The 26931-nt window shown below is 57.4% G+C and carries 19 protein-coding genes; 13 read left to right on the top strand and 6 right to left on the bottom strand.

The window, feature by feature from the left end; all coding sequences use genetic code 11:
* Positions 1 to 73 precede the first annotated feature (73 nt).
* Together metE and OKC31_RS16835 are read left to right on the top strand one after the other, a co-directional pair.
* Positions 74 to 2338: a 5-methyltetrahydropteroyltriglutamate--homocysteine S-methyltransferase gene (gene metE / locus OKC31_RS16840; RefSeq protein ID WP_270657282.1), complete on the top strand. Its 2265-nt coding sequence runs from the start codon at positions 74 to 76 to the stop codon at positions 2336 to 2338.
* A gap of 173 nt (positions 2339 to 2511) precedes the next feature.
* Positions 2512 to 3261: a substrate-binding periplasmic protein gene (locus OKC31_RS16835; protein ID WP_270657280.1), complete on the top strand. Its 750-nt coding sequence runs from the start codon at positions 2512 to 2514 to the stop codon at positions 3259 to 3261.
* A gap of 36 nt (positions 3262 to 3297) precedes the next feature.
* Here OKC31_RS16835 and OKC31_RS16830 read toward each other — a convergent pair whose 3' ends face one another.
* On the bottom strand, positions 3298 to 4161 hold the full coding sequence (locus OKC31_RS16830) for a LysR family transcriptional regulator (protein WP_270657279.1): 864 nt from the start codon (positions 4159 to 4161) through the stop codon (positions 3298 to 3300).
* A 166-nt stretch (positions 4162 to 4327) separates the two neighbouring features.
* On the opposite strand from OKC31_RS16830, the gene OKC31_RS16825 reads away from it, so the two are divergent.
* From OKC31_RS16825 to pflB, 4 genes are all read left to right on the top strand, one after another.
* Positions 4328 to 5761: a glycoside hydrolase family 1 protein gene (locus OKC31_RS16825; protein WP_064337774.1), complete on the top strand. Its 1434-nt coding sequence runs from the start codon at positions 4328 to 4330 to the stop codon at positions 5759 to 5761.
* Between the two features lie 192 nt (positions 5762 to 5953).
* A complete protein-coding gene (gene ycaO, locus OKC31_RS16820) occupies positions 5954 to 7714 on the top strand; it encodes a 30S ribosomal protein S12 methylthiotransferase accessory factor YcaO (protein ID WP_158113418.1) in 1761 nt (586 codons plus the stop codon).
* A 381-nt stretch (positions 7715 to 8095) separates the two neighbouring features.
* Positions 8096 to 8944: a formate transporter FocA gene (focA, locus tag OKC31_RS16815; RefSeq protein WP_005333620.1), complete on the top strand. Its 849-nt coding sequence runs from the start codon at positions 8096 to 8098 to the stop codon at positions 8942 to 8944.
* 46 nt (positions 8945 to 8990) lie between these two features.
* Entirely contained in the window at positions 8991 to 11273 is a 2283-nt protein-coding gene (gene pflB, locus OKC31_RS16810) for a formate C-acetyltransferase (protein ID WP_005352571.1), read from the top strand.
* 589 nt (positions 11274 to 11862) lie between these two features.
* Here the strand turns inward: pflB and OKC31_RS16805 are convergent.
* Positions 11863 to 12297 carry a YcgN family cysteine cluster protein gene (locus OKC31_RS16805; protein WP_005361134.1) on the bottom strand — a complete coding sequence of 145 codons (435 nt, stop codon included), beginning with the start codon at positions 12295 to 12297 and terminating at the stop codon, positions 11863 to 11865.
* Positions 12298 to 12709: 412 nt separating this feature from the next.
* Positions 12710 to 13195, bottom strand: a complete 486-nt coding sequence (locus tag OKC31_RS16800; RefSeq protein ID WP_005333614.1) for a cell division inhibitor — start codon at positions 13193 to 13195, stop codon at positions 12710 to 12712.
* Positions 13196 to 13425: 230 nt separating this feature from the next.
* On the opposite strand from OKC31_RS16800, the gene OKC31_RS16795 reads away from it, so the two are divergent.
* Together OKC31_RS16795 and OKC31_RS16790 are read left to right on the top strand one after the other, a co-directional pair.
* Positions 13426 to 13623, top strand: coding sequence for a DUF4250 domain-containing protein (locus OKC31_RS16795; protein WP_127006571.1), 198 nt, complete (start codon positions 13426 to 13428; stop codon positions 13621 to 13623).
* A 375-nt stretch (positions 13624 to 13998) separates the two neighbouring features.
* The gene (locus OKC31_RS16790; RefSeq protein ID WP_270657278.1) at positions 13999 to 16473 is read left to right on the top strand and encodes a glycogen/starch/alpha-glucan phosphorylase; all 2475 of its coding nucleotides are present in this window, start codon (positions 13999 to 14001) and stop codon (positions 16471 to 16473) included.
* 63 nt (positions 16474 to 16536) lie between these two features.
* On the opposite strand, the gene OKC31_RS16785 is transcribed toward OKC31_RS16790, so the two are convergent.
* Entirely contained in the window at positions 16537 to 17919 is a 1383-nt protein-coding gene (locus OKC31_RS16785) for an SLC13 family permease (protein WP_005333606.1), read from the bottom strand.
* 161 nt (positions 17920 to 18080) lie between these two features.
* Positions 18081 to 18515, bottom strand: coding sequence for a thioredoxin TrxC (trxC, locus tag OKC31_RS16780; RefSeq protein ID WP_069555989.1), 435 nt, complete (start codon positions 18513 to 18515; stop codon positions 18081 to 18083).
* Positions 18516 to 18702: 187 nt separating this feature from the next.
* Here trxC and OKC31_RS16775 point away from each other — a divergent pair, with 187 nt between their 5' ends.
* From OKC31_RS16775 to OKC31_RS16760, 4 genes are all read left to right on the top strand, one after another.
* The gene (locus OKC31_RS16775) at positions 18703 to 21507 is read left to right on the top strand and encodes a hybrid sensor histidine kinase/response regulator (protein WP_270657276.1); all 2805 of its coding nucleotides are present in this window, start codon (positions 18703 to 18705) and stop codon (positions 21505 to 21507) included.
* Positions 21508 to 21673: 166 nt separating this feature from the next.
* Complete coding sequence (locus OKC31_RS16770) at positions 21674 to 23410, top strand: ABC transporter transmembrane domain-containing protein (protein WP_270657275.1); 1737 nt, start codon at positions 21674 to 21676, stop codon at positions 23408 to 23410.
* Positions 23407 to 25158: an ABC transporter transmembrane domain-containing protein gene (locus OKC31_RS16765; RefSeq protein WP_157160664.1), complete on the top strand. Its 1752-nt coding sequence runs from the start codon at positions 23407 to 23409 to the stop codon at positions 25156 to 25158. The genes OKC31_RS16770 and OKC31_RS16765 overlap by 4 nt, the downstream gene beginning before the upstream one ends.
* 167 nt (positions 25159 to 25325) lie before the next feature.
* Positions 25326 to 25799, top strand: coding sequence for a DUF4442 domain-containing protein (locus OKC31_RS16760; RefSeq protein WP_019446113.1), 474 nt, complete (start codon positions 25326 to 25328; stop codon positions 25797 to 25799).
* A gap of 33 nt (positions 25800 to 25832) precedes the next feature.
* On the opposite strand, the gene ybcJ is transcribed toward OKC31_RS16760, so the two are convergent.
* Positions 25833 to 26066 carry a ribosome-associated protein YbcJ gene (gene ybcJ / locus OKC31_RS16755; protein ID WP_005361116.1) on the bottom strand — a complete coding sequence of 78 codons (234 nt, stop codon included), beginning with the start codon at positions 26064 to 26066 and terminating at the stop codon, positions 25833 to 25835.
* 260 nt (positions 26067 to 26326) lie between these two features.
* Here ybcJ and OKC31_RS16750 point away from each other — a divergent pair, with 260 nt between their 5' ends.
* Entirely contained in the window at positions 26327 to 26890 is a 564-nt protein-coding gene (locus OKC31_RS16750) for a VC2662 family protein (protein ID WP_270657274.1), read from the top strand.
* Positions 26891 to 26931 lie beyond the last annotated feature (41 nt).

The raw sequence follows: 26931 nt of genomic DNA, 5'->3' as shown, positions 1-26931 counted from the left end.
TGGATGTGTAAACATCTGGATGGCTAAATCATCCAGTTTCCCATCAGATGAATGAGCATAAGGAAATGAACCTATGACACGAGCACACACCCTGGGCTTCCCCCGTATCGGCGCCAAGCGCGAGCTGAAATTTGCCCTCGAATCCTACTGGCGTGGCGAGACCACTCAGGCCGAACTCGTTGCCGTGGGCAAGACGCTGCGTGAGCGCCACTGGCAGGCCCAGCACGGCGCCGGGGTCAATCTGCTGCCGGTGGGCGACTTTGCCTGGTACGATCAGGTGCTTGGCACCAGTCTGCTGGTGGATGCGGTGCCTGCCCGTCACCGCCATGGCGAGACCGATCTCGACACCCTGTTCCGGGTCGCCCGTGGCCGTGCGCCGACCGGCCCGGCGGCGGCCGCCGCCGAGATGACCAAATGGTTCAACACCAACTATCACTATCTGGTGCCGGAATTCAGCCGTGACCAGCGCTTCAAGCTGGGCTGGAGCCAGCTGTTTGACGAGGTGGAAGAGGCCAAGGCTCTGGGGCTGCCGGTCAAGGCGGTGCTGCTGGGACCGGTCTCTTATCTGTGGCTCGGCAAGGAGAAAGAGAGCGGCTTCTCCCGCCTTGAACTGCTCGATCGCCTGCTCATCGTCTATCAGGAGATCCTGGCCAAACTGGCCGCCCAAGGGGTGGAGTGGGTACAGATCGATGAACCTGCGCTGACGCTGGACCTGCCGGACGAGTGGCGGCTGGCCTACCTCAACGCCTACGAGCGCCTGAGCGGCCCCTGCAAGCTGCTGCTCACCACCTATTTCGGTTCGGTGGCCCATCAGCGCGACATCATCACCAGCCTCAAGGTAGATGGCCTGCATCTGGATCTGGTGGCCGCCCCCGAACAGCTGGAGACCCTGGTGCCGCATCTGCCCGCCCAGTGGGTCATCTCCGCCGGGGTGATCAACGGCCGCAACGTCTGGCGTGCCAATCTGGCCAAGCTGGCGCCGACTCTGAAGGCACTGAAAGCCAAACTCGGCGAGCGGCTCTGGGTGGCCTCATCCTGCTCATTGCTGCATAGCCCGGTGGATTTGACCCTGGAGCAGGAGCTGGATCCCCAGACCCGCAGCTGGTTCGCCTTCGCCTTGCAAAAATGTTTCGAGCTGGGACTGCTCAGAGAGTATCTGGATGGGGGCGAGCTCGACAAAATCACCGCCTACAGCCAGCCCATCGTGGATCGGGAGTCCGACAGCCGGGTGCACAAAAAAGCGGTGCAGTCACGGCTCGCCAGCCTCACCAACAGCGATTTTGATCGCCACAGCCCCTATCCGGTCAGGGCCGAGCTGCAGCGCTCGGATCTCAAGCTGCCGCTGCTGCCCACCACCACCATCGGCTCCTTCCCGCAGACCTCGCAGATCCGGGTGTTGCGGCAGGATTGGCGCGCTGGTCGCATCGATGACAGCGCCTACGAGGCGGGCATAAAGGCCGAGATCCGCGATGCCATCGCGCGTCAGGAGGCCATCGGGCTGGACGTGCTGGTACATGGCGAGGCCGAGCGCAATGACATGGTGGAGTATTTCGGTGAGCTGCTGGATGGCTTTGCCATCACCCGCTTCGGCTGGGTACAGAGCTATGGCTCCCGCTGCGTCAAGCCGCCGGTGATCACCCGCGACATCGACCGCCCGACCCCCATGACTCTGGCGTGGACAAAGTTTGCCCAGAGCCTGACCGACAAGCCGGTGAAGGGGATGCTGACCGGCCCTGTGACCATCCTCTGCTGGTCCTTCCCGCGGGAAGATGTGAGCCGCGAGCAGTCCGCACTGCAAATCGGGCTGGCCATTCGCGACGAAGTTGCTGACTTGGAGGTCGCTGGCATCAAGATCATCCAGATCGATGAACCGGCGATCCGCGAAGGTTTGCCCCTGCGCAAGCAAGATCATCAGGCTTATCTCGATTGGGCAGTGCGCGCCTTCCGTCTGAGTGCAAGCCCGGTGGCGGACAGCACCCAGATCCACACCCACATGTGCTACAGCGATTTCAACCTCATCATCGAGGCGGTGGCGGCGCTGGATGCGGATGTGATCACCATCGAGACCAGCCGCAGCCAGATGCAGCTGCTCGAAGCGTTCGAGCGCTTCAACTACCCCAACGAGATTGGCCCGGGTGTTTACGACATCCACTCGCCAAATGTGCCGAGCCAGAGCTGGATTGAGGGGTTGCTGCGCAAGGCGGCCAAGCAGATCCCGGCCGAGCGGCTCTGGGTCAACCCGGATTGCGGCCTCAAGACCCGCGGCTGGGAAGAGACAGAGGCTGCCCTCAAGGTGATGGTCGATGCCACCAGGGCGCTGCGGGCCGAGCTGGCGTAACCGGCAAGCCGTGACCGCCATCGATAAGGTGGCGTGCTGAAAAACGAACGAGAGAGGGGAAGCCACTGCTTCCCCTCTCTTTTTGCTGGCCACTTGTTTCACCGGCTTCTGATCCTTGCCACAGCCGCTTTGCACTAGGCTCAGAGTTGGCAGAAGTGGATGGAGTCGCGGCCATGAGAGTCAGTCTGGGGAGCGCAATCCTGTGGGGATTGCTGATGTGGCAGAGTGCATGGGCGGCGCCAGCGGCTGAGTTGAAGCTGGTCTACTTTGACGACTTTGCCCCATATTCGTGGCGTGACGAACAGGGCAAGATGCGCGGGCTGATGATCGACGTGATGGATCGGGTGGCGGCGCAGATGGGGCTGCGGGTGCGTCATGAAGGTTATCCGTGGCAACGGGCGCAAAAACTGGTGCGGATGGCGCAGGCCGATGGTTTTGTCACTATCGCTACCCGGGAGCGGCGCAGCTATACCCTGGTTGTGGAAGAGCCGGTCACCACCACTGTGCTAACCATTTTTACCCAGCGTGCCCATCCCCGCATGGCGGAATTTCAGCGTGCCAGCCGCTTGAGCGACTTCAAATCACTTACCTTTCTCGACTATTTCGGTAACGGCTGGGGCAAGGAGAATCTGGCGGGCTTCACCGTTCATCACACCATCAATGTTGATAATGTCTTCAAGATGCTGGCGGCGGGGCGGGGGGATCTGATGGTGACCGACCCATTGGTGGCACGTTTCAAACTCAACCAGCTGGGATTGTCCGGGCAGGTGGTCGAGGTGCCGCTGCAGCTTGTCTCTACCCCGTTCAATCTCTGCATCGGCAAGCACTCCCGCTTCAATACCCGGATAACCGAGTTCAACCGTGCCCTGCAACAGCTGCGACAAAGCGGCGAGTTGGCGCGTATCGTCGAACGCTATCGTTGATGCGTTGCCGCCATCTGCTGTTTGCCATCGGCGTGTCTATCTTGGCGTCATATCGGCGATGGTTGCCCAGAAGGCATCGATCAAGGGCCCCTTGCTGTGGGGCGGACGGATAAGGCCAATGGTCCAGCAGGCTTCCCCGTCTCTCAAGGGGAGGGTGAGCACATCCGGGTGCTCTATGGTGGTGGAGGAGGGCACCAGGGTCCAGGCGATCTCTGCCGCCGCGGTGGCGACGCCAGCGGCGAAGTCGTTGACGTACTGGATATCGCGAAAACGCAGCCCGCTCTGGGCCAGATAGTTCATCAGGTGATCGTAAAACGACGGCGCCTTGTCCCGACGCAGGATCGCCAGCGGCTTGTCCACCAGATCCGCCAACTCCCTCACATCGCGGTAGCTGGCGGGCAGCACGGCGACAAAGTGGGCTTCGACCACTGGCAGGGCGTACCACCCCTTGGGGGCGGGCAGGCGGCAAAAACCGAGGTCCAGCTTGCCCTCGCTGAGAGCCAGTAGCTGGTGGTGAGTGGAGAGATCGTTGAGCTCGATGGTCACCTGCGGCCGCTCGGCGCGAAAGCGGGCGATGGCGGCGGGCACCAGGATCTTGGTGGCCACGCCAAAGCCGATGCGCAGGGTGCCGACATTGCCCGCCAGCACGTCGCGGGCGGTGCGCGACAGCTGCTCACTCTGGATGACCACAGCGCGGGCATCTTCATACAGCGCCCTGCCCAGTCCGGTGAGGCGAGTGGTACTGGCGTTGCGCTCGAACAGCTCACCGCCCAGCTCCTCCTCCAGTCGCCTTATCTGTTTGCTCAGGGCCGACTGGGTAACGTGCTGACGTACCGCCGCCTGGCCGAAGTGCAGCACCTCCCCCAGAGTGACGAAGGCTTTCAGATCCCGTAGCTCCATCAGGGCTCCTTTCATTCCTGTTGGGAATGTTGAGTGGTCATATATGTCATTGGACGGAATTTTAGAAGTGTTGGATGCTTATGCCAATTCATTTCGGGTGCCCAGACAGGGGGCGCCGAGTTATCAGAGATGGCTGACACCATCAGCGCAGAAGGAGCAACACCAGATGCATCACCACAAGTTCAACGACTTCCCGAGCGATTTTCTGTGGGGCGCCGCCTCCGCCGCCTATCAGGTGGAGGGGGGCTGGAATGCCGATGGCAAGGGGCCCTCGGTGTGGGATCTCTTCACCAAGCTGCCGGGCAAGACCTTTGAGGGGAGCAACGGCGATGTGGCGGTGGATCACTACCACCGCATGGAAGAGGACGTGGCGCTGATGGCCGAGATGGGGCTCAAGGCTTACCGCTTCTCGGTGAGCTGGCCGCGCATCTATCCCACTGGTCGGGGGGAGGTGAACGAGGCGGGTCTGGCCTTCTACGAGAAGCTGATCGACACCCTCTTGGCCCACCAGATCGAGCCGGTACTGACCCTTTATCACTGGGATCTGCCGCAGGCGCTGCAGGATGAGTACGGCGGCTGGGAAGACCGACGCATTATCGAGGATTTCGAGCGCTACTGCGTGACCCTCTATCAGCGTTTTGCCGGCAAGGTGAAGTACTGGGTCTCTCTCAACGAGCAGAACTACAACCTGACCAACGCCTATCAGCTCGGCACCCATCCGCCCGCTGTGCAGGATCGCAAGCGCTTCTTTGCCGCCAACCACATCGCGTTTCTGGCCAATGCCCGAGTGATCAAGGCGTTTCGCCAGCATGTGCCAAATGGCCTCATCGGCCCGAGCTTTGCCTACTCTCCTGCCTATCCGGCGTCGTGCGATCCGAAAGATATGCTGGCCTATGAGAACGCCGAGGAGTTCAACAACCTCTGGTGGCTGGATGCCTACTGCTTTGGCCGCTATCCGCAGGCGGCGCTCGCTTACTTGCGAGAAAACGGCGAGGCGCCGGAGATCCTGCCGGGTGATATGGAGCTGCTGCGAGAGGGGACGCCCGACTACATCGGCGTCAACTACTACTACACCCTGACCTACACTGATAACCCCTTGGGCGGTCAGACCCTGCAGCGGATCAACACCACCGGCAAGAAAGGCACTACGCCGTCCAGCGGCATCCCCGGCCTCTACAAGACAGCGCCCAATCCGCACCTTGAGACCAGTAACTGGGACTGGGCCATCGACCCGACCGGGATGCGCATCGCGCTGCGTCGCCTCTCTTCCCGTTATGGTCTGCCGCTGATGATCACCGAGAACGGCCTTGGCGAGTTCGACAAGCTGGAGGCGGGCGACAAGGTGAACGATGCGTACCGCATCGATTACCTGCGCAGCCACGTCAAGGCGTGCCAGGAGGCGATGCAGGATGGGGTGGAATTGCTCGGCTACTGCGCCTGGTCGTTCACCGACATCCTGAGCTGGCTCAACGGCTACCAGAAGCGTTACGGCTTCGTCTATGTGGAGCGTGACGAGCAGGGGGGCTCCCTTCGCCGGATCAAGAAAGCGAGCTTCCACTGGTACAGCCAGGTGATTGCGAGCCAGGGCAAGCAGCTCTGACGGTTTATCGCGTCGCGTAACCAGCGGCCCGGGCAATCTCCGGGCCCGCGCTGTTTGTGGCGGGGGAGAGGGGACAAGCCGGTTTCTCAACGTGCGACTCATCCCTGTTTGCTGATTTTTGTCCTGCCAAAGCCGCCGACCCCTGCTATTATCTGCGGCCGAACATGAGCCAATAAAAATCAGGATATCGTGATGACTGACCACACTTTTATTCCCGGCAAGGACGCGGCGCTGGAAGACTCCATCGAACGCTTCCAGACCAAGCTGCAAGCCTTGGGCTTTGATATTGAAGAGGCCTCCTGGCTCAACCCCGTGCCGAACGTATGGTCGGTGCATATTCGCGACAAAGAGTGCGCCCTCTGCTTTACCAACGGCAAGGGTGCCAGCAAGAAGGCCGCCCTCGCGTCTGCCCTTGGCGAATATTTCGAGCGTCTCTCCACCAACTACTTCTTCGCCGACTTCTATCTGGGCGAGCAGGTCGCCAAGGGCGATTTCGTTCACTACCCGAACGAGAAGTGGTTCCCCATCGAGGGTGACCAGTTCCCGGCCGGTCTGCTCGACAGCTTCACCCGCAAGTTCTACAACCCGGACGGTGAAGTGACCGCCGACATGCTGGTGGATCTGCAGTCAAACAACGAGGAGCGCGGTATCGTCGCCCTGCCGTTCGAGCGTCAGTCCGATCACGAGACCGTCTACATCCCGATGAACATCATCGGCAACCTCTATGTCTCCAACGGCATGAGCGCTGGCAACACCAAGACCGAAGCGCGCACCCAGGCGCTCTCCGAGGTGTTCGAGCGCCACGTGAAAAACAAGATCATCGCCGAGGCCATCAGCTTGCCGCTGATCCCGGACGAGGTGATTGCCCGTTATCCGGGGATTGCCGCCTCCATCGCCGCCCTCGAAGCGGAAGGCTTCCCCATTTACAGCTTCGATGCTTCCCTCGGTGGCCGCTATCCGGTCATCTGTGTGGTGCTGCTCAACCCGAGCAACGGTACCTGCTTTGCCTCCTTCGGCGCCCACCCGCGCTTCGAAGTGGCCTTCGAGCGGACCGTCACCGAGTTGCTGCAGGGCCGCGGTCTCAAGGATCTCGACGTGTTTGTGCCGCCGTCATTCGACAACGAGCAGGTAGCGGATCACCACAACCTCGAGACCCACTTCATCGACTCTTCTGGCCTCATCAGCTGGGATCTGTTCAAGCAGGATGCGGACTTCGAGTTTGCCGACTGGGACTTCCGCGGTACCTCGCAGGAGGAGTTCGATCACCTGATCGGCATCTTCCATGAGCTGGAGCAGCCGGTCTATATCGCCGACTACGAGCATCTGGGTGTCTACGCCTGCCGCATTCTGGTGCCCGGCATGTCCGACATCTATCCGGCCGAAGATCTGCTGCTGGCCAACAACAACATGGGCGCCAACCTGCGAGAAGTGATCCTGGCACTGCCATCACTGGATTGGGATGCCGAGCAGTACATGGCGTTGTTTGATCAACTGGATGAAGAGGGGCACGACGAGCGTACCCGTGTACGCGAGCTGCTGGGCATCGCCGCTGCCAAGGGGACCGCGCTGCACACCCTGCGCGTTGGCGAGCTGAAAGCCATGCTGGCGCTGGCCGCCGGTGAGCTGGAGACCGCACTGGATCTCATCGACTGGACCATGGAGTTCAACCAGTCGGTGTTTACTGCCGAGCGTGCCAGCTACTACCGCGCCCTGCGTGCCTGCGTCGAGTTGTTCCTCGACGAGGAGCGGGATCCGGAGCAGTATCGCGCCGTCTTCACTCGCATGTATGGTGAAGAGACGCTGGCACAGGCATGGGCCAACGCCACTGGCGAAGCACGCTTCCACGGGCTGGAGGCGGCCGATCTGTCGCTCTCCCAGTTCCCGCTGCACCAGAAGCTGCTGGCGGCCTACGAGAAGCTGCAGAAGGCCAAGCGAGCCCATCACTGGGCGTGATCGTTGCTGTAAAGGAAGGGGCCGTGTGGCCCCTTCTGTTTATCGTGCGGCAAGGCACGGGATTGTTATTCAAAGATGAAATAAAAAACAAAAAATACCCCTAAGGGGATTGATGGCAGGGCAGGGGATGTGCTGTCGATCTGCAAAGATATCTTGCCAATGCCACATTTCCATGCTCTAGAATAAATTCTTTAAAATCATTGCATTAAAAATGTGATATTTCTGTTTCAGCTGATACCTGGTGTAAAGTGGCGTAGCCATCGCACTAAAATATTTGTAGTAAAATTACATTCGCACTCTGATAAACTTGATCAATGTCAATTTTGGCTATTAGGCCCTTTGTTATGATTTCAACAGGCAAAACATTCAGGTAGAAAATAATTGAAAGCTGAATCTCCATTCGATTGTCTCAAGCCCGAAGCCATCGCTGCACTGGCTGAAGACATCACCTATGCCAAGGCTACCAAGCCGGCATACAAGGTCATTCCACTGGCCATCACCGCAGGCGCTTTCATCGCCATCGCATTTATCTTCTACATCACAGTGACGACCGGAACCGGCTCCATGCCTTGGGGTATGGCCAAGCTGGTTGGCGGTCTCTGCTTCTCTCTCGGACTTATTCTCTGTGTGCTGCTCGGTGCCGAGCTGTTCACCTCCACCACCCTGACACTGGTGGCCAAGGCTGCCAATCGCATCAGCTGGGCTCAGCTGCTCAAGAATTGGGGTCTGGTCTACTTCGGTAACCTGATTGGCGGTCTGCTGATGGTGGCGCTGATCATCGTTTCTGCCGAGTACACGGCCGCAGACGGTCAGTGGGGTCTCAATGCCCTCAAAGTGGCCCAACACAAGATTCACCACACCTTCTTTGAAGCGGTGGCGCTGGGTATCCTCTGTAACCTGATGGTATGTCTTGCTGCCTGGATGGCTTTTGGAGCCCGCAGCGCGACTGACAAGGTAGTGGTTATGCTGCTGCCGGTTGCTATGTTCGTTGCCTCAGGTTTCGAGCACAGCATCGCAAACATGTTTATGATTCCGGTTGGTATCGCTATCCACAGCGTGGCTAGTCCGGAGTTTTGGCAGGCCATCGGCCAGGATCCGGCAACCTTTGCTGACCTGACCGTATCCAACTTCGTCCTACACAACCTCATCCCCGTGACCATCGGCAATATCATCGGTGGTGGCGTGATGGTTGGTCTGACTTACTGGTTTATCTTCCGTCGTCATCATTAAGGATGATTGCGGGATACTACATCAATACCGTGTGAGGTAATGAAAAATGGCAGAACTTAACGAACAGTTCCAAAAAGCATGGGAAGGCTTCGCGGCCGGTGAATGGCAGACCTCTGTCAACACCCGTGACTTCATCCAGAAGAACTACACCCCGTATGAAGGTGACGAGTCCTTCCTGGCTGGCGCGACCGAAGCGACCACCAAGCTGTGGGACAAGGTCATGGAAGGGATCAAAATCGAGAACCGCACTCATGCGCCGGTTGATTTTGATACTGACCTGCCCTCCACCATTACCGCACACGATGCCGGTTATATCGATCAGAGCCTGGAGCAGATCGTTGGTCTGCAGACTGACAAGCCGCTGAAGCGCGCCATCATCGCCAACGGCGGTATCAAGATGGTTAAAACTTCTTGCGAAGTGTACGGTCGTCAACTGGACCCGATGGTCGAGAAGATCTTCACCGAATACCGCAAGACTCACAACCAGGGCGTGTTTGACGTTTACACCAAAGACATCCTGAACTGCCGTAAGTCTGGTGTTATCACCGGTCTGCCGGATGCCTACGGCCGTGGCCGTATCATCGGTGACTACCGTCGTGTTGCTCTGTACGGTGTTGACTTCCTGATGGCCGATAAACTGGCCCAGTTCAAGTCCCTGCAAGCTGACCTGGAAAACGGCGTCAACCTGGAAGCCACCATCCGTCTGCGCGAAGAGATCTCCGAGCAGCACCGTGCCCTGGCACAGATGAAGGTGATGGCTGCCAAGTACGGTTGCGATATCTCCGTACCGGCCAAGAACGCCAAAGAAGCCGTACAATGGACCTACTTCGCCTACCTGGCGGCAGTCAAGTCCCAGAACGGTGCAGCCATGTCCTTCGGTCGTACCTCCAGCTTCCTGGATATCTACATCGAGCGTGACCTGCAAAAAGGCCTGATCACCGAGCAAGAAGCCCAGGAGCTGATGGACCACATGGTCATGAAGCTGCGTATGGTTCGCTTCCTGCGTACTCCGGAATACGATTCACTGTTCTCCGGCGACCCGATGTGGGCGACCGAGACCTTGGCTGGTATGGGCGTTGATGGCCGTACTCTGGTCACCAAGAACAGCTTCCGTATGCTGAACACCCTGTACACCATGGGCCCGTCCCCTGAGCCGAACCTGACCATCCTGTGGTCCGAGAAGCTGCCGGTCGGTTTCAAAAAGTACTGTGCCAAGGTATCCATCGAGACCTCTTCCGTTCAGTACGAGAACGACGATCTGATGCGTCCGGATTTCAACAACGATGACTACGCCATCGCTTGCTGTGTATCCCCGATGATCGTTGGTAAGCAGATGCAGTTCTTCGGTGCTCGTGCCAACCTGGCCAAAACCATGCTGTATGCAATCAACGGTGGTATGGACGAGAAGCTCAAGATCCAGGTCGGTCCGAAAACCGAGATGGTCAAGTCCGAGTACCTCGACTACAACGACGTAATGGATCGTCTGGACCACTTCATGGATTGGCTGGCCAAGCAATACGTTGCTGCGCTGAACATCATCCACTACATGCACGACAAGTACAGCTACGAAGCCTCTCTGATGGCGCTGCACGACCGTGACGTATATCGCACCATGGCGTGTGGTATCGCTGGTCTGTCCGTAGCCGCTGACTCCCTGTCTGCCATCAAGTACGCCAAGGTCAAGCCGATTCGTGACGAAGATGGCGTTGCCATCGACTTCGAAATCGAAGGCGAATACCCGCAGTTCGGTAACAACGACGCTCGCGTCGATGATATCGCCTGTGACCTGGTTGAGCGCTTCATGAAGAAGATTCAGAAGCTGAACACCTACCGTGGTGCTGTTGCTACCCAGTCTGTTCTGACCATCACCTCCAACGTGGTATATGGCAAGAAGACCGGTAACACCCCGGATGGCCGTCGTGCTGGTGCTCCGTTCGGCCCGGGTGCAAACCCGATGCACGGTCGTGACCAGAAAGGTGCTGTTGCTTCCCTGACTTCCGTAGCCAAGCTGCCGTTCGCTTACGCTAAAGATGGTATCTCCTATACCTTCTCCATCGTTCCGAACGCACTGGGTAAAGATATGGAAGCCCAGAAAGCCAACTTGGCTGGCCTGATGGACGGTTACTTCCACCACGAATCCAACGTAGAGGGTGGTCAGCACCTGAACGTTAACGTGATGAACCGTGAAATGCTGCTGGACGCCATGGAAAACCCGGAGAAATATCCGCAGTTGACCATCCGCGTATCCGGTTATGCCGTTCGCTTCAACTCTTTGACCAAAGAGCAACAGCAAGACGTCATCACCCGTACCTTCACTGCTTCTCTGTAATCGAGAGATAGTGAGCAAAAACCGGCGCCAAGGCGCCGGTTTTTTTATGCGTGCGATTCAGGGGGAGTAATCATCCCCTGTGAATCGCCCCCAGTTCCATCGCAACCACAACAGTTGTTACTGGGGATTTGAAGAGGATCAAGGGGAGGGGCTCACCAGGATTGACCTAGGCACCGTCTGTAATGCGATTATGCTTTATTCGCGCTCTAAGGGGATAGGCGGTTGCTCTGCCTGCCATTGCATCAGTGTTGCTATGGCTCGTGGAACAGCTGATCAGGTTTAAGGGGTGAACAGAGGCGCCATCGCGGGTATCAAGCAATACCCATAAGCCTGTGACTATGGAATCATTCTCTGCCTCTGCCTCTGCCTCTGCCTCTGCCTCTGCCTCTGCCTCTGCCTCTGCCTCTGCCTCTGCCTCTGCCTCTGCCCTGCCTCTGCCTCTGCCTCTATCTCTCTCAATGCGCAGCTGGGAGGGGGTCTGGTTTAGCCAGCCAGATATGTGTGAAGCTACAAACCCTGCTTGCAGAAACAATAAGGGCTGCACATTGTGCAGCCCTTATTGTTTCTGGAGAATAGCGGGTTGAGCGTGTCAGCTGGCCCAGGTGATGATGTGATCGATCCATTCACCCGCCTGATCCTCGTGAATGACTTTGCCACGGACGGATTGACCAGCCTGATGCATCGCGGAACGACTGCCGGTCAGCAGAGGATGCCACTCCGGAAGAGCGTCACCTTCAGACAGCAGGCGATATGCGCAGGTTGAGGGGAGCCAGTCATATTCGGTGATCTTGTCATGGGTGATCTGCAGACAGTCAGGCTCTTTTTTGAAACGATTGGCGTAATCAGAGCACTGACATGTCTTGGTGTTAAGCAAATTGCAGGCGACATTGGTGAAAACCAGTTCGTCGGTATCTTCATCGATCAGCTTGTTGAGGCAGCATTTTCCGCAACCATCGCAGAGGGATTCCCATTCGGATTCAGTCATCTGCTGCAGACTCTTGGTCTGCCAAAAGGGGGCTTGCATCATACCGCTCACTTATTACACCTGATAAAACGCGTGGTTATACCCCTTGTTACCCGGTATTTCAAGGAGAGGGTGACTCCGGTGGGCAAATTGTCGTGATCAGCTCAAATGAATGCAATGACTTTCAGCCTCATCATATTGCTCAAACGGGTTCGCTGGTGGGCAGGAAGTCCCGCAGGTTTGAATACTTGGGCTGCATGATAGTTCAGTTCAGGTTTTATTTTCTGCTTCTTTATCCGTTACATCTTTTGATGTTTGTCTGCTTGCAGCAAGCAGGGTCAAATGATCTCCGATGCCTACCGTCAGGCTGTTGCACGCTTGTCTTTCAAATAAAGCCGCTGGTCACATATTGTTTGCGCCCTTCTGTCACTGCGACCCGCGGGAGAGCCTACGTAGGCGTTCGTTTTTTGTCTTAATGATTGAGATAGATATCTTGCTCTGCATAGGCCAGCAGAGGTGTGCCGAGGTTAGTCCGTTTCGCGCCAAAGAAGCGGGTGAGTACGCCAGATTGCTGTCCCAGTCGCTGTAGCTTGACGTGATCCAGCTCGATCTGCTCGGGTAGCCAGGTAAATACGGCGGCGCAGTGACCATTGCCCAGACTGCGTTCCAGGGTTTGCTGCCAGTTCTTGATTTTGGGGCTATGTACCACCAGCACTCTCTTGGGATCGATACCTCGCTCTTCCAGACGGCTGACTGTGGGGCGTCCCGGCGGGGCGATCAACAAGATCCAGCCGGTATGAGCCTCCCCAAGCTTTGTCAGCTCGCTCAGAAACTGATCATCAGACTGGATAGTCACACCATAATGAGCCAACTCCGCTTTGCAGGCGGTTCTGGTTGGCCAGGGCTTGCTCATGACACGATTCATCGCAAAGGGCAGTGAGTGCAGGGGCTGGTTCATATATGGGGTTCCTGTATGAATATCCAAGCTGCATGCGCATACAGTAGTTCTATCCTGTGGCAGTGACAAGGTGTTTTTGCTGAAAAATGTGATGGTGTTGGCATGTGTCGTTAGTAAAGTTATGTTTTTAAACACTATTTAATATAAAGCTAGTTGGGTGTTTTTCGTACTATGGACAAAGCTTGCGTAACCGCCCATGGTTATACAGGTCATTTACAGGAGGTGCCGCCATGGATATCAGTACCTTGCAACGTCTTGATGCCAACATCTTGCTGGGCATCATCAATGAGAAGCTAAGGCTTGAGTGCGACGGGTTGGAGGAGCTGCTGGCCTATTACAATATGAGTGAAGAGCAGTTGGCAGGACGTCTGGATCAGATTGGGTACCATTACGATCCATTGAGTAATCAGTTCAAGGCACATCTTTAAGGGTGCAATGATTGCTTCATATTTATACGGTAATTTTTCAGGCACATTGAAACCGGTTTCAATGTGCCGTCTTGCTGCCTATTTTCAGGGATTTTCAAGGCTTGGCAATCTCTGAAAACCTATTCATGCCAGAATATTTTTATTGTTTCATTAAGTTTATGATAATAAAGGGAATGTTTGTTTTTGTGCGATCAATTTAAGGAAAGGGTTTTCAAGCTTTTCAGGCTGTTTTTATCGGTTAAAGTGTGACTTGCGTTAACTTTTAATTCTGCCGCTTTAGTTAGTATTCTCACGCCGGTACATATTTTGAGATAACAACAGCGCCGGTCCCGCAAGCGGGATAACAATTTTATTTGTAACGAAGGAATATGGTTTATGGCTACCAAGAATAAGACAGACCAGGATCTCCAACTGGATAAAGATCAGCTCAAGGCGAGTATCGTGCGTCACCTGCGTTCTACCTTGGGAACAAGCGAACAGAAAGCCTCTCCCGAAGCGTGGTGGAAAGCCACTGCTGCGGCTGTCAATGAACAGGTGTACGAGCGCCTGACCCGCACTCAGCAGACTCATTTCAAGAAAGATACTCGTGCGATTCACTATCTCTCTGCTGAATTCCTGATGGGACGATTGACTTCCAACAACCTGCACAACCTCTCCCTCTACAAGACTTGCGAAGAGGCGCTGGGCGAACTCGGTCTGGAACTGACCGACCTGTGCGAACAAGAGCCGGACATGGCACTTGGCAACGGCGGCCTGGGTCGTCTGGCTGCCTGCTTTATCGACTCGCTGGCCACTCTGAACTATCCGGCGGTTGGTTACGGTATCCACTACGAACACGGTCTGTTCCGTCAGGAAATCCAGGATGGCCGCCAGATCGAGCGTCCGGACTCCTGGCGTGAATATGGCAACCCCTGGGAGATCTGCCGCCCCGAGTCGGTGCAAGAAGTGCCGCTCTATGGCTACGTCGAGACCGTGTTTGGTGACAATGGCGGCCTGAAGAAGGTATGGCACGCCGGTCGCAAGATTAAAGGGGTGCCTTGGGATATTCCGGTGGTCGGTTTTGGCGGTCACACCGTCAACATCCTGCGTTTGTGGGAATCCCGCGCCTCCGAGTTTTTCGACTGGGACGTGTTCAACGCCGGTGGTTACATTGACTCCCAGGCTGAGAAAGCCCAGGCCGAGACCATCTCCAAGGTGCTGTATCCGAACGATGAGACCGATGCAGGTAAAGAGCTGCGTCTGATCCAGCAGTACTTCTTCTGTGCTTGCTCCATCAAGGACATCATGCGCCGCTACAAGCGGGTCCATGGCAGTGACTTCAGCAACTTTGCCGCGCAAATTGCCATTCAGCTCAACGATACTCACCCGACTGTCGCCATCCCGGAACTGATGCGGGTGCTGGTTGACGAGGAAGATCTGAACTGGGATGCCGCTTGGGCTATCTGCTATCAGGTATTCTCTTACACCAACCACACTCTGCTGCCGGAAGCGCTGGAGAAGTGGTCGGTCAGCCTGTTCGAGAAAGTACTGCCTCGCCATCTGGAGGTGATTTACGAGATCAACGCCCGCTTCCTGAACGAGTTGGTGGAGCCCAAGTGGCCGGGCAACGATGCTATCAAAGCCAAGCTCTCCATCATCGAAGAGGGAGATGTGCGCAAGGTTCGCATGGGCAACCTGTGCGTGATCGGTTCGTCCAAAGTGAACGGTGTGGCCGAGATCCACTCCAAGCTGGTGAAGGAAGATCTCTTCCCCGAGTATGCCGAGCTGTGGCCGGAAAAAATGTGCAACGTGACCAACGGGGTGACCCCGCGTCGCTGGCTGCTGGCGTGCAACCCGGAACTGGCTGGCCTCTACAACGAAGTAGTGGGCAAGGAGTGGCCGCTGCAACTGGACAAACTGCGTGGCGTGGTGAAGTTTGCCGACGACAAGGCGTTCCAGCAGCAGTTCATGACCATCAAGCGTCACAACAAAGAGAAGCTGGTCAAGGTCATCAAAGACGAAACCGGTATCGATGTCAGTGCCGAGGCGATCTTTGACGTTCAGATCAAGCGTCTGCACGAGTACAAGCGCCAGCAGCTGAACCTCATTCACATCATGGCACTCTATCGTCGTCTGCTGGCCAACCCGGACTATGACATGCACCCACGCGTGTTTATCTTCGGCTCCAAAGCGGCGCCCGGTTACAAGCTGGCCAAAGACATCATCTATGCCATCAACAAGCTGGCGGATCGGGTCAATAACGATGCTCGTATCCAGGGCAAGCTGAAAGTGGTGTTCATGCCGAACTACCGCGTGAGTCTGGCCGAGAAGCTGATCCCGGCGGCAGATGTCTCCGAGCAGATCTCCACTGCTGGTTACGAAGCATCAGGTACCGGCAACATGAAGATGGCGCTCAACGGTGCGATCACCATAGGGACGCTGGACGGCGCCAACATCGAGATCGCTGAAGAGGCGGGTGCCGAAAACTGCGCCATCTTCGGTCTGAACGTGGACGAGGTGAAGTCGCTCAAGGCGCGCGGTTACAACCCGTATGACTTCTACTATGCCAACTCCGAGCTCAAAGCCGTGCTGGACTGGTTTGATACCGACTACTTCACGCCTGGTCGTCCGGGTGAGCTGGCCTCCATCAAGCGCTCCTTGCTGGAAGGGGGAGACCCTTACCTGACCCTGGCGGACTTCCAGTCCTACTCGGATGCACACAAGCTGATCGATACCTGGTATCGGGATCCGGCACTGTGGGCGAAGAAGGCCATCATCAACTCGGCCACCATGGGCAAGTTCAACTCCGACCGCTCTATTCAGGACTACGTGGATCGGATCTGGGATCTGAAGGCCTGCAACATCGGCTAATCGGATTCATAAATGAGAAAACCCCCGCAATGCGGGGGTTTTTGTTTATTGGGGGGAGCTGGATCAGAGGATATCGCCAACGAAGTAGGCCAGCAGGGCGAGCAGCACGGTAAAGACCACGTTCAGAGCCATACCGGCTTTCATCATCTCCCTCTGGCGGATGTGGCCACTGGCGAAGACGATGGCATTTGGCGGCGTGGCGACTGGCAGCATAAAGGCACAGGAGGCACCGATAGCGATTAACACAGACATCACCACAGGTGATACACCCAGCGCCTCGGCGACACCGGCAAACAGGGGAACCAACAGTGCGGCGGTGGCGGTGTTGGAGACCAGTTCGGTCAGGAATACCACGAAGGCGGCCAGCATAAGCAACACGACAAAAATGTTGGCGTTGGAGAGCACGGCCGACAGATGGCTGGCCAGGAAGGCACTGGTACCGGTGGCCTTGAGAATGGCGCTCAGGGTCAGACCGCCGCCAAACAGCATCAGCACGCCCCAGTCGGTGTTCTGGTTGACGTCATCCCAGCTGGCGACACGGCTGACCACGATGGCTACGATGGCGCCCATGGCAATCAGGGTGTCGAGTTGCGGAATACCGCCAAAGGCGTTGGAGATGGGTTGTGAGCCGATCCAGAGCACAACGGTGGTCAGGAAGATTGCCAGCGTCACTTTACGCTCGCGGGTCCAGTTGATGGTGACATCCTGGATCTCGACGCGGTGGCTGAGACGCGGGCGGGTTACCAGATAGAGCAGGGCAATGCCGCAGGGCATCAGGATCAGCACTACTGGAACGCCGAATTTCATCCAGTCAGTGAAGCCAATCCCCATCTGGGCGGCGGCGATGGCGTTGGGCGGACTACCCACCAGGGTACCGATGCCGCCGATACTGGCGCTGTAGGCGATCCCCAGCAATACGAAGACGAAGGTGGCGCGCTCTTTTTTGCTATCGAGGCGTGCCAGCATACCGATCGCCAGTGGCAGCATCATGGCGGTGGTAGCGGTGTTGCTGATCCACATCGACATGGCGGCTGTGATGGTAAAGAGCAGGATGACGCCCCAACCTAGATGACCATTGGCCAGGTGCATCACCTTGCCTGCCATCAGGGTATCCAGTCCCTGTTTTGAGAGGGCTGCCGCGAGGGCGAAACCGCCAAAAAAGAGGAACAGGATCGGGTTGGCAAAATCGGTGAGGGATTTGCTCATGTCAAACACCCCGAGCACGGTAGCCAGCAGGGGTACCAGCAGCGCGGTGATGGTGACGTGCAGTGCTTCGGTCAGCCAGAGGATGGCGATAAAGACCAGAATGCCCAGCCCCTTGTTGACCATGGGGTCAAACGGGAGCCAGGCGAGCATGGCACAAAGTAGCAAAACATCCAGGATGACGATCCCTGATTTGATGTCCAGCCAGCGAGATGGAGCAGAGGGTACAGCTGATGTGTGCATAATGTTCTCTCGGTTAATTTATGGTTGTTTTTGTGTTGCCGAGATTACATCCATTCACTTGTTTGAAACAGACTCACATGTTGAAAATCAGCCTCTACTCACATACTCATTGATAAAAATGAGGAAATGAACACATAAATAAAACATGTGCGAAATATAAATCAAACATCCATGAACTGTTCCAGCCATTGCTTGAACATGTTCTTGGGCAAGGAGCCATTTATCTGGTTCACCAGTTTGCCCTGTTTGAAGACCATCAGGGTGGGGATGCTGCGAATGGCGTAACGGGCGGCAATGGTGCTCTGTTGCTCGGTATCGACTTTGACAAAGCGCATCCGTGGTTCGAGTTCATGGGCAACCTCATGAAATACCGGAGCAAACTGCTGGCATGGGCCGCACCAGCTGGCCCAGAAATCGACCACGACCGGGATATCTGAGTTGATCAGGGTATCGAAGTTATCCGCCTTCCCGAGGCAAGGGGTCTGGCTGAACAGGAGGGCTTTGCAGCGCCCGCATTTGGCAGATGTATCGATATGGGTAACGGGCAGGCGGTTCCTGGTAAAGCAATGGCTACAATAAGTAGTGATAAATGACATAATTGGTTCCTTCTAAATCAGCTCTGGCCGGGGATATGATGAGAAGCCAGAATGAAGCAATCGCGAAACAATAGCGAAATATCAGAGCAATAACGGTAACACAGTGCCCAGCGGGAGTGGATAATTCCCCCAGGGTTCATTGCCTAACCGGATAATTCAGCGACCACCAGATGAGAGTCGAGACGGGATGAATAAAGGATCACGGAAAAACCGTGCTGTGCCAGGGCTGATCGTTGCCTTGCTGCTCGCCTTTTCGGGCTACTGCTGGCAGTCGCTCAGTCAGCAGCAACAGGCCCACGACCTGAATGACGCGGCCGAGGTGGTGCTGAACCGGATCAACGCCGATACCGTCTATCTGCTTGGGCGGGAGCAGGCCAATGACAGCAATGTCCAGCAGCGCCTGAACCAGTTATCCATCACCCTTGACGGTTTTGTACGGGAAGTCAGAAGCGATCCCGAGCTGGTGCAAGACGACCTTTCCCAGGCTCTGCTTGATGACATGGACAACTATCTGATGGCGCTGGCCAGGCTTCATGCCATTGAGATGGCTATCGAGTACCTCAATGCGCCCCTGCAGGCCCAGATTAAAAAGGTGCGGGGGATAAGCCCGTCAGACAGTGCTCTCCATCGCGACCTGGAGGAGCTGGCGCAACTGAGCAACTATCTGCAGCGCAGTTGGGACAAACGTGAACAGACTACGCTGGACCAGCTGCAACAGCAGTTGCAATCCCGTTATGGCAACTTGCCGGAGATCGCTACCCTGATCCGCCTGAGCAAGGAGATGAGCCAGCAGGTGATTGCTTATCACACCTTGCGTTACCAGCTCATCGACATGCATGTGATCGAGAGTCTGGTGCGCTGGAAACTCGACAAGCTGGAGCGCGCCTCCTCTTTGATGAACCGCTTCTATCTGATGGTGCTGTGCGGGGCTTTGATCTGCTTTGCGCTAGTGGCCTTCACCCTGTGGCGCCGCAACCAGAAGCTGAGCGAACTGTCGCGCCAGACCGGCTTGCTGGCCCAGGCCAAAAGCGATTTTCTGGCCAACATGAGCCACGAGATCCGCACCCCCATGAATGCCATCATAGGTTTTAGCTCGCTGGCACTGCAGACCGAACTGGATCAACAACAGCGGGACTATCTAGGCAAGATCAAATCCTCATCCGATACCCTGCTGCTGCTGATCAACGACATCCTAGATTTGACCAAGGTGGAGTCAGGCAAGCTGACGTTGGAGGAGATCGACTTCGATCTCAGCGAGCAGCTCGATTCGCTGGCGGGCATGTTTGCCGATCTGGCGGAGCGCAAGCACGTGGAGGTGGTTATTCGCAAGTCACCGGAGGTACCGGTCTTCTTGCGTGGAGATCCCCTGCGATTGGGGCAAGTGCTGGTCAATCTGGTGAACAACGCCATCAAGTTTACCGAACGCGGTGAAGTCGAAGTCTGCATCGAGCTGGCCAATCCTCACCCAATGCGGATCCGCTTCAGTGTGCGCGATACCGGCATCGGCATTGCCGAAGAGAAGCAGACCCAACTGTTTCAGGCTTTTACCCAGCTGGAGGCGGGCAATACCCGCAAATATGGCGGCTCGGGTCTTGGGCTCAACATCTCCCAGCGTCTGGTGGAGCTGATGGGGGGGAGGATCACCGTAGAGAGCAAGCCTGGCGTCGGCTCTCTGTTCAAGTTCGATATTCCGATGGCGCAGGCGGTCTACGGCGTCGCTGGACGGAAAGTCTTCTTCGAAAACCAGCCGCTGGTGATGGTGATGGATGACAACGAACTGGTGCTGGATCTGGCCCGGGACATTCTGACTCGCGCGGGAGTGCGGGTGCTGCCGGTTAACTCCCTTTCCCGTGCCCGTCAGCTGCTCCGTGAAGAGGGACCGAATCTGCGGTTGGCGATCCTCGACTGGCGCATGGGTCAGGAGGATGGGCTCGATCTGGCGCTGGAGATGTATCAGCACAGCCAGTGGCGGCGGATCCCCATCCTGATGATCAGTGCTTGGGCCAGAGAGGGGCTGCACGCCAGGATGGACAGCATGGGGCTGACCCATTTTCTGCCCAAACCGATGACCGAAAATGCCCTGCTGGCCAAGGTGGACGAACTGCTCAACGGCAGCTCTTACGAGCTCAACCTGCGCAAGGCCGAGGCACAGGGGGATCAGCAACACTTCAAATCCCTGTTGCAGGGTACCCGAGTGCTGTTGGCGGAAGACAACCGGGTCAATCAGCAGCTCATCATCGAGTATCTGCGGCGCGTCGATGCGGTAGTGTGTGTGGTCAGCAATGGTCGGGAGGCGGTGGAGCGGGTCGCCGAGCAGCCTTTTGACGTGATCCTGATGGATTTGCAGATGCCGGTGCTGGACGGACTCGATGCCACCCGCCAGATCCGCAAGATGGTCGACAAACACGATGTGCCCATCATTGCCCTCACCGCCAGCGCAATGCCCGGTGACAAGGAGCGTTGTCTGGGGGTGGGGATGAATGGTTATGTCACCAAGCCGGTGAGCAAGCTGGATCTCTACAACAACCTGCTGCAGTGGGTAAAGCCGCAAGGGGTGGAGCAGGCGGGGATCATGGAGGTGAAACCGCCGGATTTGATCGGGATCCTCGATCTGCAGGATGCCCTCAAGCGACTGGAGCAGGACAAGGAGGCGTTGCAGATCCTGTTCAAGCTGTTCATGTCGGAACACAAGGACGACCTGTGGGAGATCCGCTCCGCCCTGCGCCGTCAGCAACCCGAGGTGGCCAGCAAGCTGCTGCACACCCTCAAGGGGGTGTCGGCCAATATCTCGGCGGCCCGTCTGCAATTGGTGGCTGGCGAGCTGGAGTGGCGCTTGCGGCAAAACGAGGTGCTAAGCGAGACGGATCTGGAGCAGTTGCAACAGGTCTTTAGCCAGACCCGGGAAGAGGTGTCACACTTCCTGTTGACCGGTGAGCAGCATGAAAATTCGTATAATCCCTATTCATCAGGGGATGATCGCATGTCACAGTGAATTAAATAGTAATTATTCTCAACCATCCCGGTTCGGGATATGATGAGCTTTCGTTCGAATCGCCTCCAGCCGGAGGCGATTGTTTTCATTCTTCTATTTCTGCGTGGCTTCTCTGATGGCCGCTCCTTGGAGCGGTCACGGGCAGAGAGCGCTAAAGGTTGGTGGTGTGAGCGTATTTCTACGATTGAGCTGGTTTTTCAAGGAGCAGTGGCCCCGTTATCTGGCTGCCATCTCCCTGCTGCTGATGGTGGCCCTGTTGACCGTTATTCCGCCCAAAGTTGTGGGCTGGGTGGTGGATGGCATCACCAAGGGCGGTCTCGACAATGGCACCCTGATGCGCTATCTGGCGGGGCTGTTTGGTCTGGGTGTGCTGATTTATCTGCTGCGCTACGTCTGGCGGGTGATGCTGTTCGGTGCCTCTTACCGTCTGGCCTATGTGTTGCGCAATCGCCTGTTCAGTCATTTCACCCGGATGAGCCCCGATTTTTATCAGCGCCACCGTACTGGCGATTTGATGGCCCATGCCACCAATGACATTCAGGCTGTGGAGATGACCGCTGGCGAAGGGGTGCTGACTCTGGTGGACTCCATCATGGTCGGGGTATTGGTGCTCTCCATCATGTGCAGCCAGTACTCCTGGCAGTTGACGCTGGTCTCCTTGCTGCCGCTGCCGGTGATGGCCTATTTCATGAACCGCTTCGGCACCCAGATCTACACCCAGTTCAAGGCGGCGCAAGGGGCCTTCTCCAGGCTCAACAACAAGACCCAGGAGGCCCTTTCCGGTGTGCGGGTGTTGAAATCTTATGCGGTTGAATCGCTGGAAGATGAAGGCTTTGCCGAGCTGACCAAACAGGCGGGGGAGCGCAATATGGCGGTGGCCCGCATCGATGCCAAATTCGATCCGGTCATCTATCTCTGTATCGGTTGTTCCTACTTCCTCGCGGTGGCGGGGGGCAGTGTGCTGGTGCTGCAGGGTGAGTTGACCCTGGGTGAGCTCACCAGCTTCACCATGTACCTCGGCCAGCTGATCTGGCCGATGTTTGCCATCGCCTGGCTGTTCAACATCATCGAGCGGGGCAGCGCCGCCTACTCCCGTATCGAAAGCCTGCTGGGGGAGCGCAGCGATATCGAAGAGCCCGCCCAGCCGGCCGCGTTTACCTCTGCCTTTCCTTTGCAGATCAAAGGGGTGAGCTATCAACTTGAGCAGCGCACCCTGCTTGCGGATATCGACGTTACCCTCAAGCAAGGGGGGATGCTCGGGGTGGTGGGGCGCACCGGGGCAGGCAAGAGCTCCCTGCTTAAGCTGTTGATGCGCCTTGCCAATCCGACTCACGGTTCGATTGTCATGGGTGGCGTTCCGATTGACCAGCTGCCGCTCGCCACACTGCGCAGCCAGTTTGCCTATGTGCCGCAGGAGCCATTCCTGTTTTCCACCACTATCGCCGCCAATATCGCCCTCGGCAAACCCGATGCGAGCCGCGAGGAGGTCGAACGGGTGGCGCGCATTGCCTGTGTCCACGATGATATTGTGCGTTTCCCCAAAGGCTATGAGACCGAGGTGGGGGAGAAAGGGGTGACCCTCTCCGGCGGTCAGAAACAGCGGCTGGCCATTGCCCGCGCCCTGCTGCTGGATGCGCCCATTCTGGTGCTCGATGATGCGCTCTCGGCGGTGGATGCCCACACCGAGCAGCAAATTCTGCACGCTCTCAAAGCCCATCGTCGCACCCTGATCTTGGTCAGCCATCGCATGACGGCGGTGGAGCAGGCCGACGAGATCCTGGTGCTGGAGCAGGGGGCCGTTAGCGAACGGGGTCATCACGGTGCCCTGATGGCACACAATGGCTGGTATGCAGATATGGTGCGTTATCAGCGTCTCGAAGAAGCGGTGGAGGAGAGCCTGTGAATCCGACCATTAAACGACTGCTCGCTTACTGCGCCCAGTATCCTCGCTGGCTTATTCAGGCGGGGATCTGTTTGCTGCTTGCCACCGGCGCCGAAGTGGCCGGGCCGCTGCTGATCAAGCTCTTTATCGATGACTATCTGGCGCCTCGCAATATCGTGCTGCCCACCATAGCCCTGATTGCTGCGGGCTATCTGGGCTTGCAGGTGCTGTCGGCGGCGGGTTTCTATTTGCAATCCCTGCGCTTCAATCGCATTGCTCAGGCGGTGGTGCAAACCCTGCGCGAGCAGGTATTTGCTACCGCCATCCGTTTGCCGGCCCGCTACTTTGACAAGCATCGCTCCGGCTCGCTGATTTCCCGCATCACCAACGACACCGAGGCGATCATGAACCTCTATGTGCAGGTGATCGGCTTGCTGGTGCAAAAGGTGGTGCTGTTGTGCGGCATCCTCATCTCGATGGCGCTGCTGGATCTGCGGCTGATGCTGGTCTGCTCCCTGCTGCTGCCCGCCGTGGGCGGGGTGATGTGGCTCTACCAGAAACTGAGTGTGCCGGTGGTGCGAGCGACTCGCAGCCTGCTCTCCGACATCAACAGCCGCCTCAACGAGTCGCTGCAGGGGATGCCGGTGATCCAGGCGATGGTGCAGGAGCGCCACTTTGCCAACGCCTTTGCCGAGGTGAACCAGCAACACTGGTCGGCACGGATCAAGAGCCTCAAGATCAACGGCATTTTGCTGCGTCCGCTCATCGATCTCTTCTACATGATGGTGCTGATCGGCCTGTTGGCGCTGTTTGCCCATGAGGGGGGGAGCCACGCGGGTGCTATTCAGGTAGGGGTGCTCTACGCCTTTATCAGCTATCTGGGGCGGATGATCGAGCCGCTCATCGAGATGACCAACCAGCTCAACCAGCTGCAGCAGGCGATGGTGGCGGGGGAGCGGGTCTTTGCCCTGCTCGATGAAACCCGCGAGAGCACCGAGGGCGAGCTGCGCCCGCTGGAAGGGCGGGTCAGTTTCGAGCGGGTGAGCTTCTCCTACGATGGTGAGCAGCAGGTGCTGCGGGAGGTCAGTTTTGCCGCAAAACCGGGCCAGATGCTGGCGCTGGTGGGCCATACCGGCAGCGGCAAGTCCACCATTATCAGCCTGCTGATGGGCTTCTATCCGCTGGATCAGGGGCAGATCCGCTTCGATGATCATGCACTGGATACCCTGTCGCTGGCGGCGGTGCGCCGCAGCATCGGGCTGGTGCAGCAGGATCCTTTTATCTTCGTCGGCACCCTGGCGGAGAACCTGCGTCTCGGCCGCGCCGGCATAGATGACGCGCGGCTCTGGCAGGCGCTGAGCGAGGTGCAGCTGGCCGACTTTGTGCGCAGCTTGCCACAGGGGATCAACACCCTGATGGAGGAGGGTGGCAAGAACCTCTCCGCCGGTCAGCGGCAACTGCTCTCCTTTGCCCGTGCACTGGTGGGAGATCCGCGTATCCTCATTCTGGATGAAGCGACGGCCAGCGTGGACTCCCAGACCGAGTTGGCGCTGTCGCAGGCGATCTCTGCTGCCCGTCGTGGCCGCACCACCATCGCCATCGCCCACCGCCTCTCGACCATCGTCGATGCGGACGAGATCCTGCTGCTCTCCCGCGGTCAGGTGAGCGAGCGTGGTACCCATGGTGAGTTGATGGCCCTCGGCGGTCACTATGCCCAGCTGTTCGAGATGCAGAGTCAGGGGGCTTGGCTCGAAGAGAAGCGCGCCTGATCGGCACATTTGCTGTAACAGCGACATAAGCGAAAAGAGGGAACCGGTGCGGTTCCCTCTGTTTTTTTGGGTTGGGCAAAAGGTCGTAAGCGTGATCCCTGTGCTTGTCGAATGGCGCAGATGCAGGCAACATGTTGTTTACATTAACTCATCGGATCAGTTCGCATATGGATTTGCAACGCTTCAAAGCCAATCTGGCACTTCGGCTGTTTGCCTGGCGCTATATTCCCGTCATCGGATTTTGTGCCCCGATCATCGAAGAGATGAACGCCAAGGCGCTGCGCATTCGCATTCCTCTTGGCTGGCGTACCCGCAACCACCTGGGCAGCATGTATTTTGGCGCGCTGGCGACCGGCGCCGATCTGGTAGGCGGTCTGCTGGTGATGGAGAAGGGGCGGCAGCGGCGCAAGAAGGTGCACTTTGCCTTCAAGGATGTGCAGGGAGAGTTTTTGAAACGACCGGAGGGGGATGTGCAGTTCGACTGCGCAGCGGGGGAGGAGATTGACGCCATGATCGACGAATCGTTGGCAAGCGGTCAGCGCATCAATCGCCCCATCCAGGTGGTGGCCACCTGTCCGTCATTGAACGGGGATGAGGCGATGGCGCGTTTTGTGCTGACCCTGTCGATCAAGGCCAGCTAGCCGGTTGCCGGAGAGTGGCTCCCCGAGACGGGGTTAGCCAATCTCCGGGCTGACGCCCTCTTTCACCACGACCTTCATGCCGTTGAAGTTGACCACCTGTTCGGCCACGATCTTGCAGCGCTTGCGGGTCTCCACCTGACCGTCCACCTCGACCAGCCCTTCGGCAACGAGGGCTTTGGCGGCGCCGCCACAATCGGCCCACCCCTGATGTTTGATAAGGTCACACAAGGCAACGAAGGGGTGACCTTCGAGCAGAAACGTCTCCATGGGAAATCCTCTAGATGGATGAATGCCGGATACAGCAGGGCGACTATTTTAGGCAGTTCGCTCAGGCAAAGAAAGGAAGAGGGGCCACTCGCTGCGAAAAAGTGGCCGATTGTCCTTAAGGTGGCGCTTTCGCAAGACCTGATGGAGAGGTGAGAGGGCCACCCGTGACGTATCGTGACGCACCTCGTCCCTGCTGGTGTGCCCACATTCTCCCCTGACTGTTAGGATCGGGCCACTCTCAATGGCCCAAGGAACTTTCCATGACACTCTCCCGCCTGCTGCTGGCATGCAGCGCCCTTACTCTGTGCGGTGTCGCGCAGGCCAGTACTCCGGTGCAGGTCTCGCTGCCCGGGGTCAATTTGCCCGCGTCCCATCAGGTGGAAGGGGTGCGCGCCTCGCTGCTCTACGGTCGGACCGGTCAGGTGAAGGGTATTGATCTGCCGATCTTAGCCCTCTCTGATGTGGATCAGTTCAGCGGCCTGCAGCTCGGGGTATTCCTGGGTGCTGGTCGGGTGCGTCACCAGTTTGGCGGGGTCGCCATCAATGCCATCAACTGGCACGAAGGGCAGGATACCGGCGTCAATCTGGGGCTGGTCAACCTGACCAATAACGTACAGGGGCTCAACTGGGGGGCGGTCAATATCGCCAAGGGCAATGCGCTGGCCAACGTCGGCTTCGTCAACTATGCCGAGCGTACCACCTTCCAGATTGGCTTTATCAATGCGACCAAGCACCTCGACGGCTTGCAGATCGGGCTGGCCAACTATGCCGCCAACGGCGTGTTCCCCATTCTGCCGCTGGTGAACTTCCAGAAATCATTCTGACCAAGGCAGTTCGCTTTGCGTTAAGGGCCTCTGCTGATTAC

Source organism: Aeromonas sp. Y293-4 (assembly GCF_027705905.1).
GTDB classification, from domain to species: Bacteria; Pseudomonadota; Gammaproteobacteria; order Enterobacterales; family Aeromonadaceae; genus Aeromonas; species Aeromonas veronii.
Note: the sequence above shows the minus strand (reverse complement) of the source record. Positions and strands in the feature narration are given on the sequence as shown.

Bases quoted from the DNA above. Each gene is read 5' to 3' on its own strand.
- pflB (WP_005352571.1), top strand. From the start codon at position 8,991: ATGGCAGAACTTAACGAACAGTTCCAAAAAGCATGGGAAGGCTTCGCG.
- OKC31_RS16795 (WP_127006571.1), top strand. From the start codon at position 13,426: ATGGATATCAGTACCTTGCAACGTCTTGATGCCAACATCTTGCTGGGC.
- OKC31_RS16750 (WP_270657274.1), top strand. From the start codon at position 26,327: ATGACACTCTCCCGCCTGCTGCTGGCATGCAGCGCCCTTACTCTGTGC.
- OKC31_RS16790 (WP_270657278.1), top strand. From the start codon at position 13,999: ATGGCTACCAAGAATAAGACAGACCAGGATCTCCAACTGGATAAAGAT.
- OKC31_RS16775 (WP_270657276.1), top strand. From the start codon at position 18,703: ATGAATAAAGGATCACGGAAAAACCGTGCTGTGCCAGGGCTGATCGTT.
- ycaO (WP_158113418.1), top strand. From the start codon at position 5,954: ATGACTGACCACACTTTTATTCCCGGCAAGGACGCGGCGCTGGAAGAC.
- ybcJ (WP_005361116.1), bottom strand. From the start codon at position 26,066: ATGGAGACGTTTCTGCTCGAAGGTCACCCCTTCGTTGCCTTGTGTGAC.
- metE (WP_270657282.1), top strand. From the start codon at position 74: ATGACACGAGCACACACCCTGGGCTTCCCCCGTATCGGCGCCAAGCGC.
- trxC (WP_069555989.1), bottom strand. From the start codon at position 18,515: ATGTCATTTATCACTACTTATTGTAGCCATTGCTTTACCAGGAACCGC.
- OKC31_RS16835 (WP_270657280.1), top strand. From the start codon at position 2,512: ATGAGAGTCAGTCTGGGGAGCGCAATCCTGTGGGGATTGCTGATGTGG.
- OKC31_RS16800 (WP_005333614.1), bottom strand. From the start codon at position 13,195: ATGAACCAGCCCCTGCACTCACTGCCCTTTGCGATGAATCGTGTCATG.
- OKC31_RS16830 (WP_270657279.1), bottom strand. From the start codon at position 4,161: ATGGAGCTACGGGATCTGAAAGCCTTCGTCACTCTGGGGGAGGTGCTG.
- OKC31_RS16760 (WP_019446113.1), top strand. From the start codon at position 25,326: ATGGATTTGCAACGCTTCAAAGCCAATCTGGCACTTCGGCTGTTTGCC.
- OKC31_RS16805 (WP_005361134.1), bottom strand. From the start codon at position 12,297: ATGCAAGCCCCCTTTTGGCAGACCAAGAGTCTGCAGCAGATGACTGAA.
- OKC31_RS16785 (WP_005333606.1), bottom strand. From the start codon at position 17,919: ATGCACACATCAGCTGTACCCTCTGCTCCATCTCGCTGGCTGGACATC.
- OKC31_RS16825 (WP_064337774.1), top strand. From the start codon at position 4,328: ATGCATCACCACAAGTTCAACGACTTCCCGAGCGATTTTCTGTGGGGC.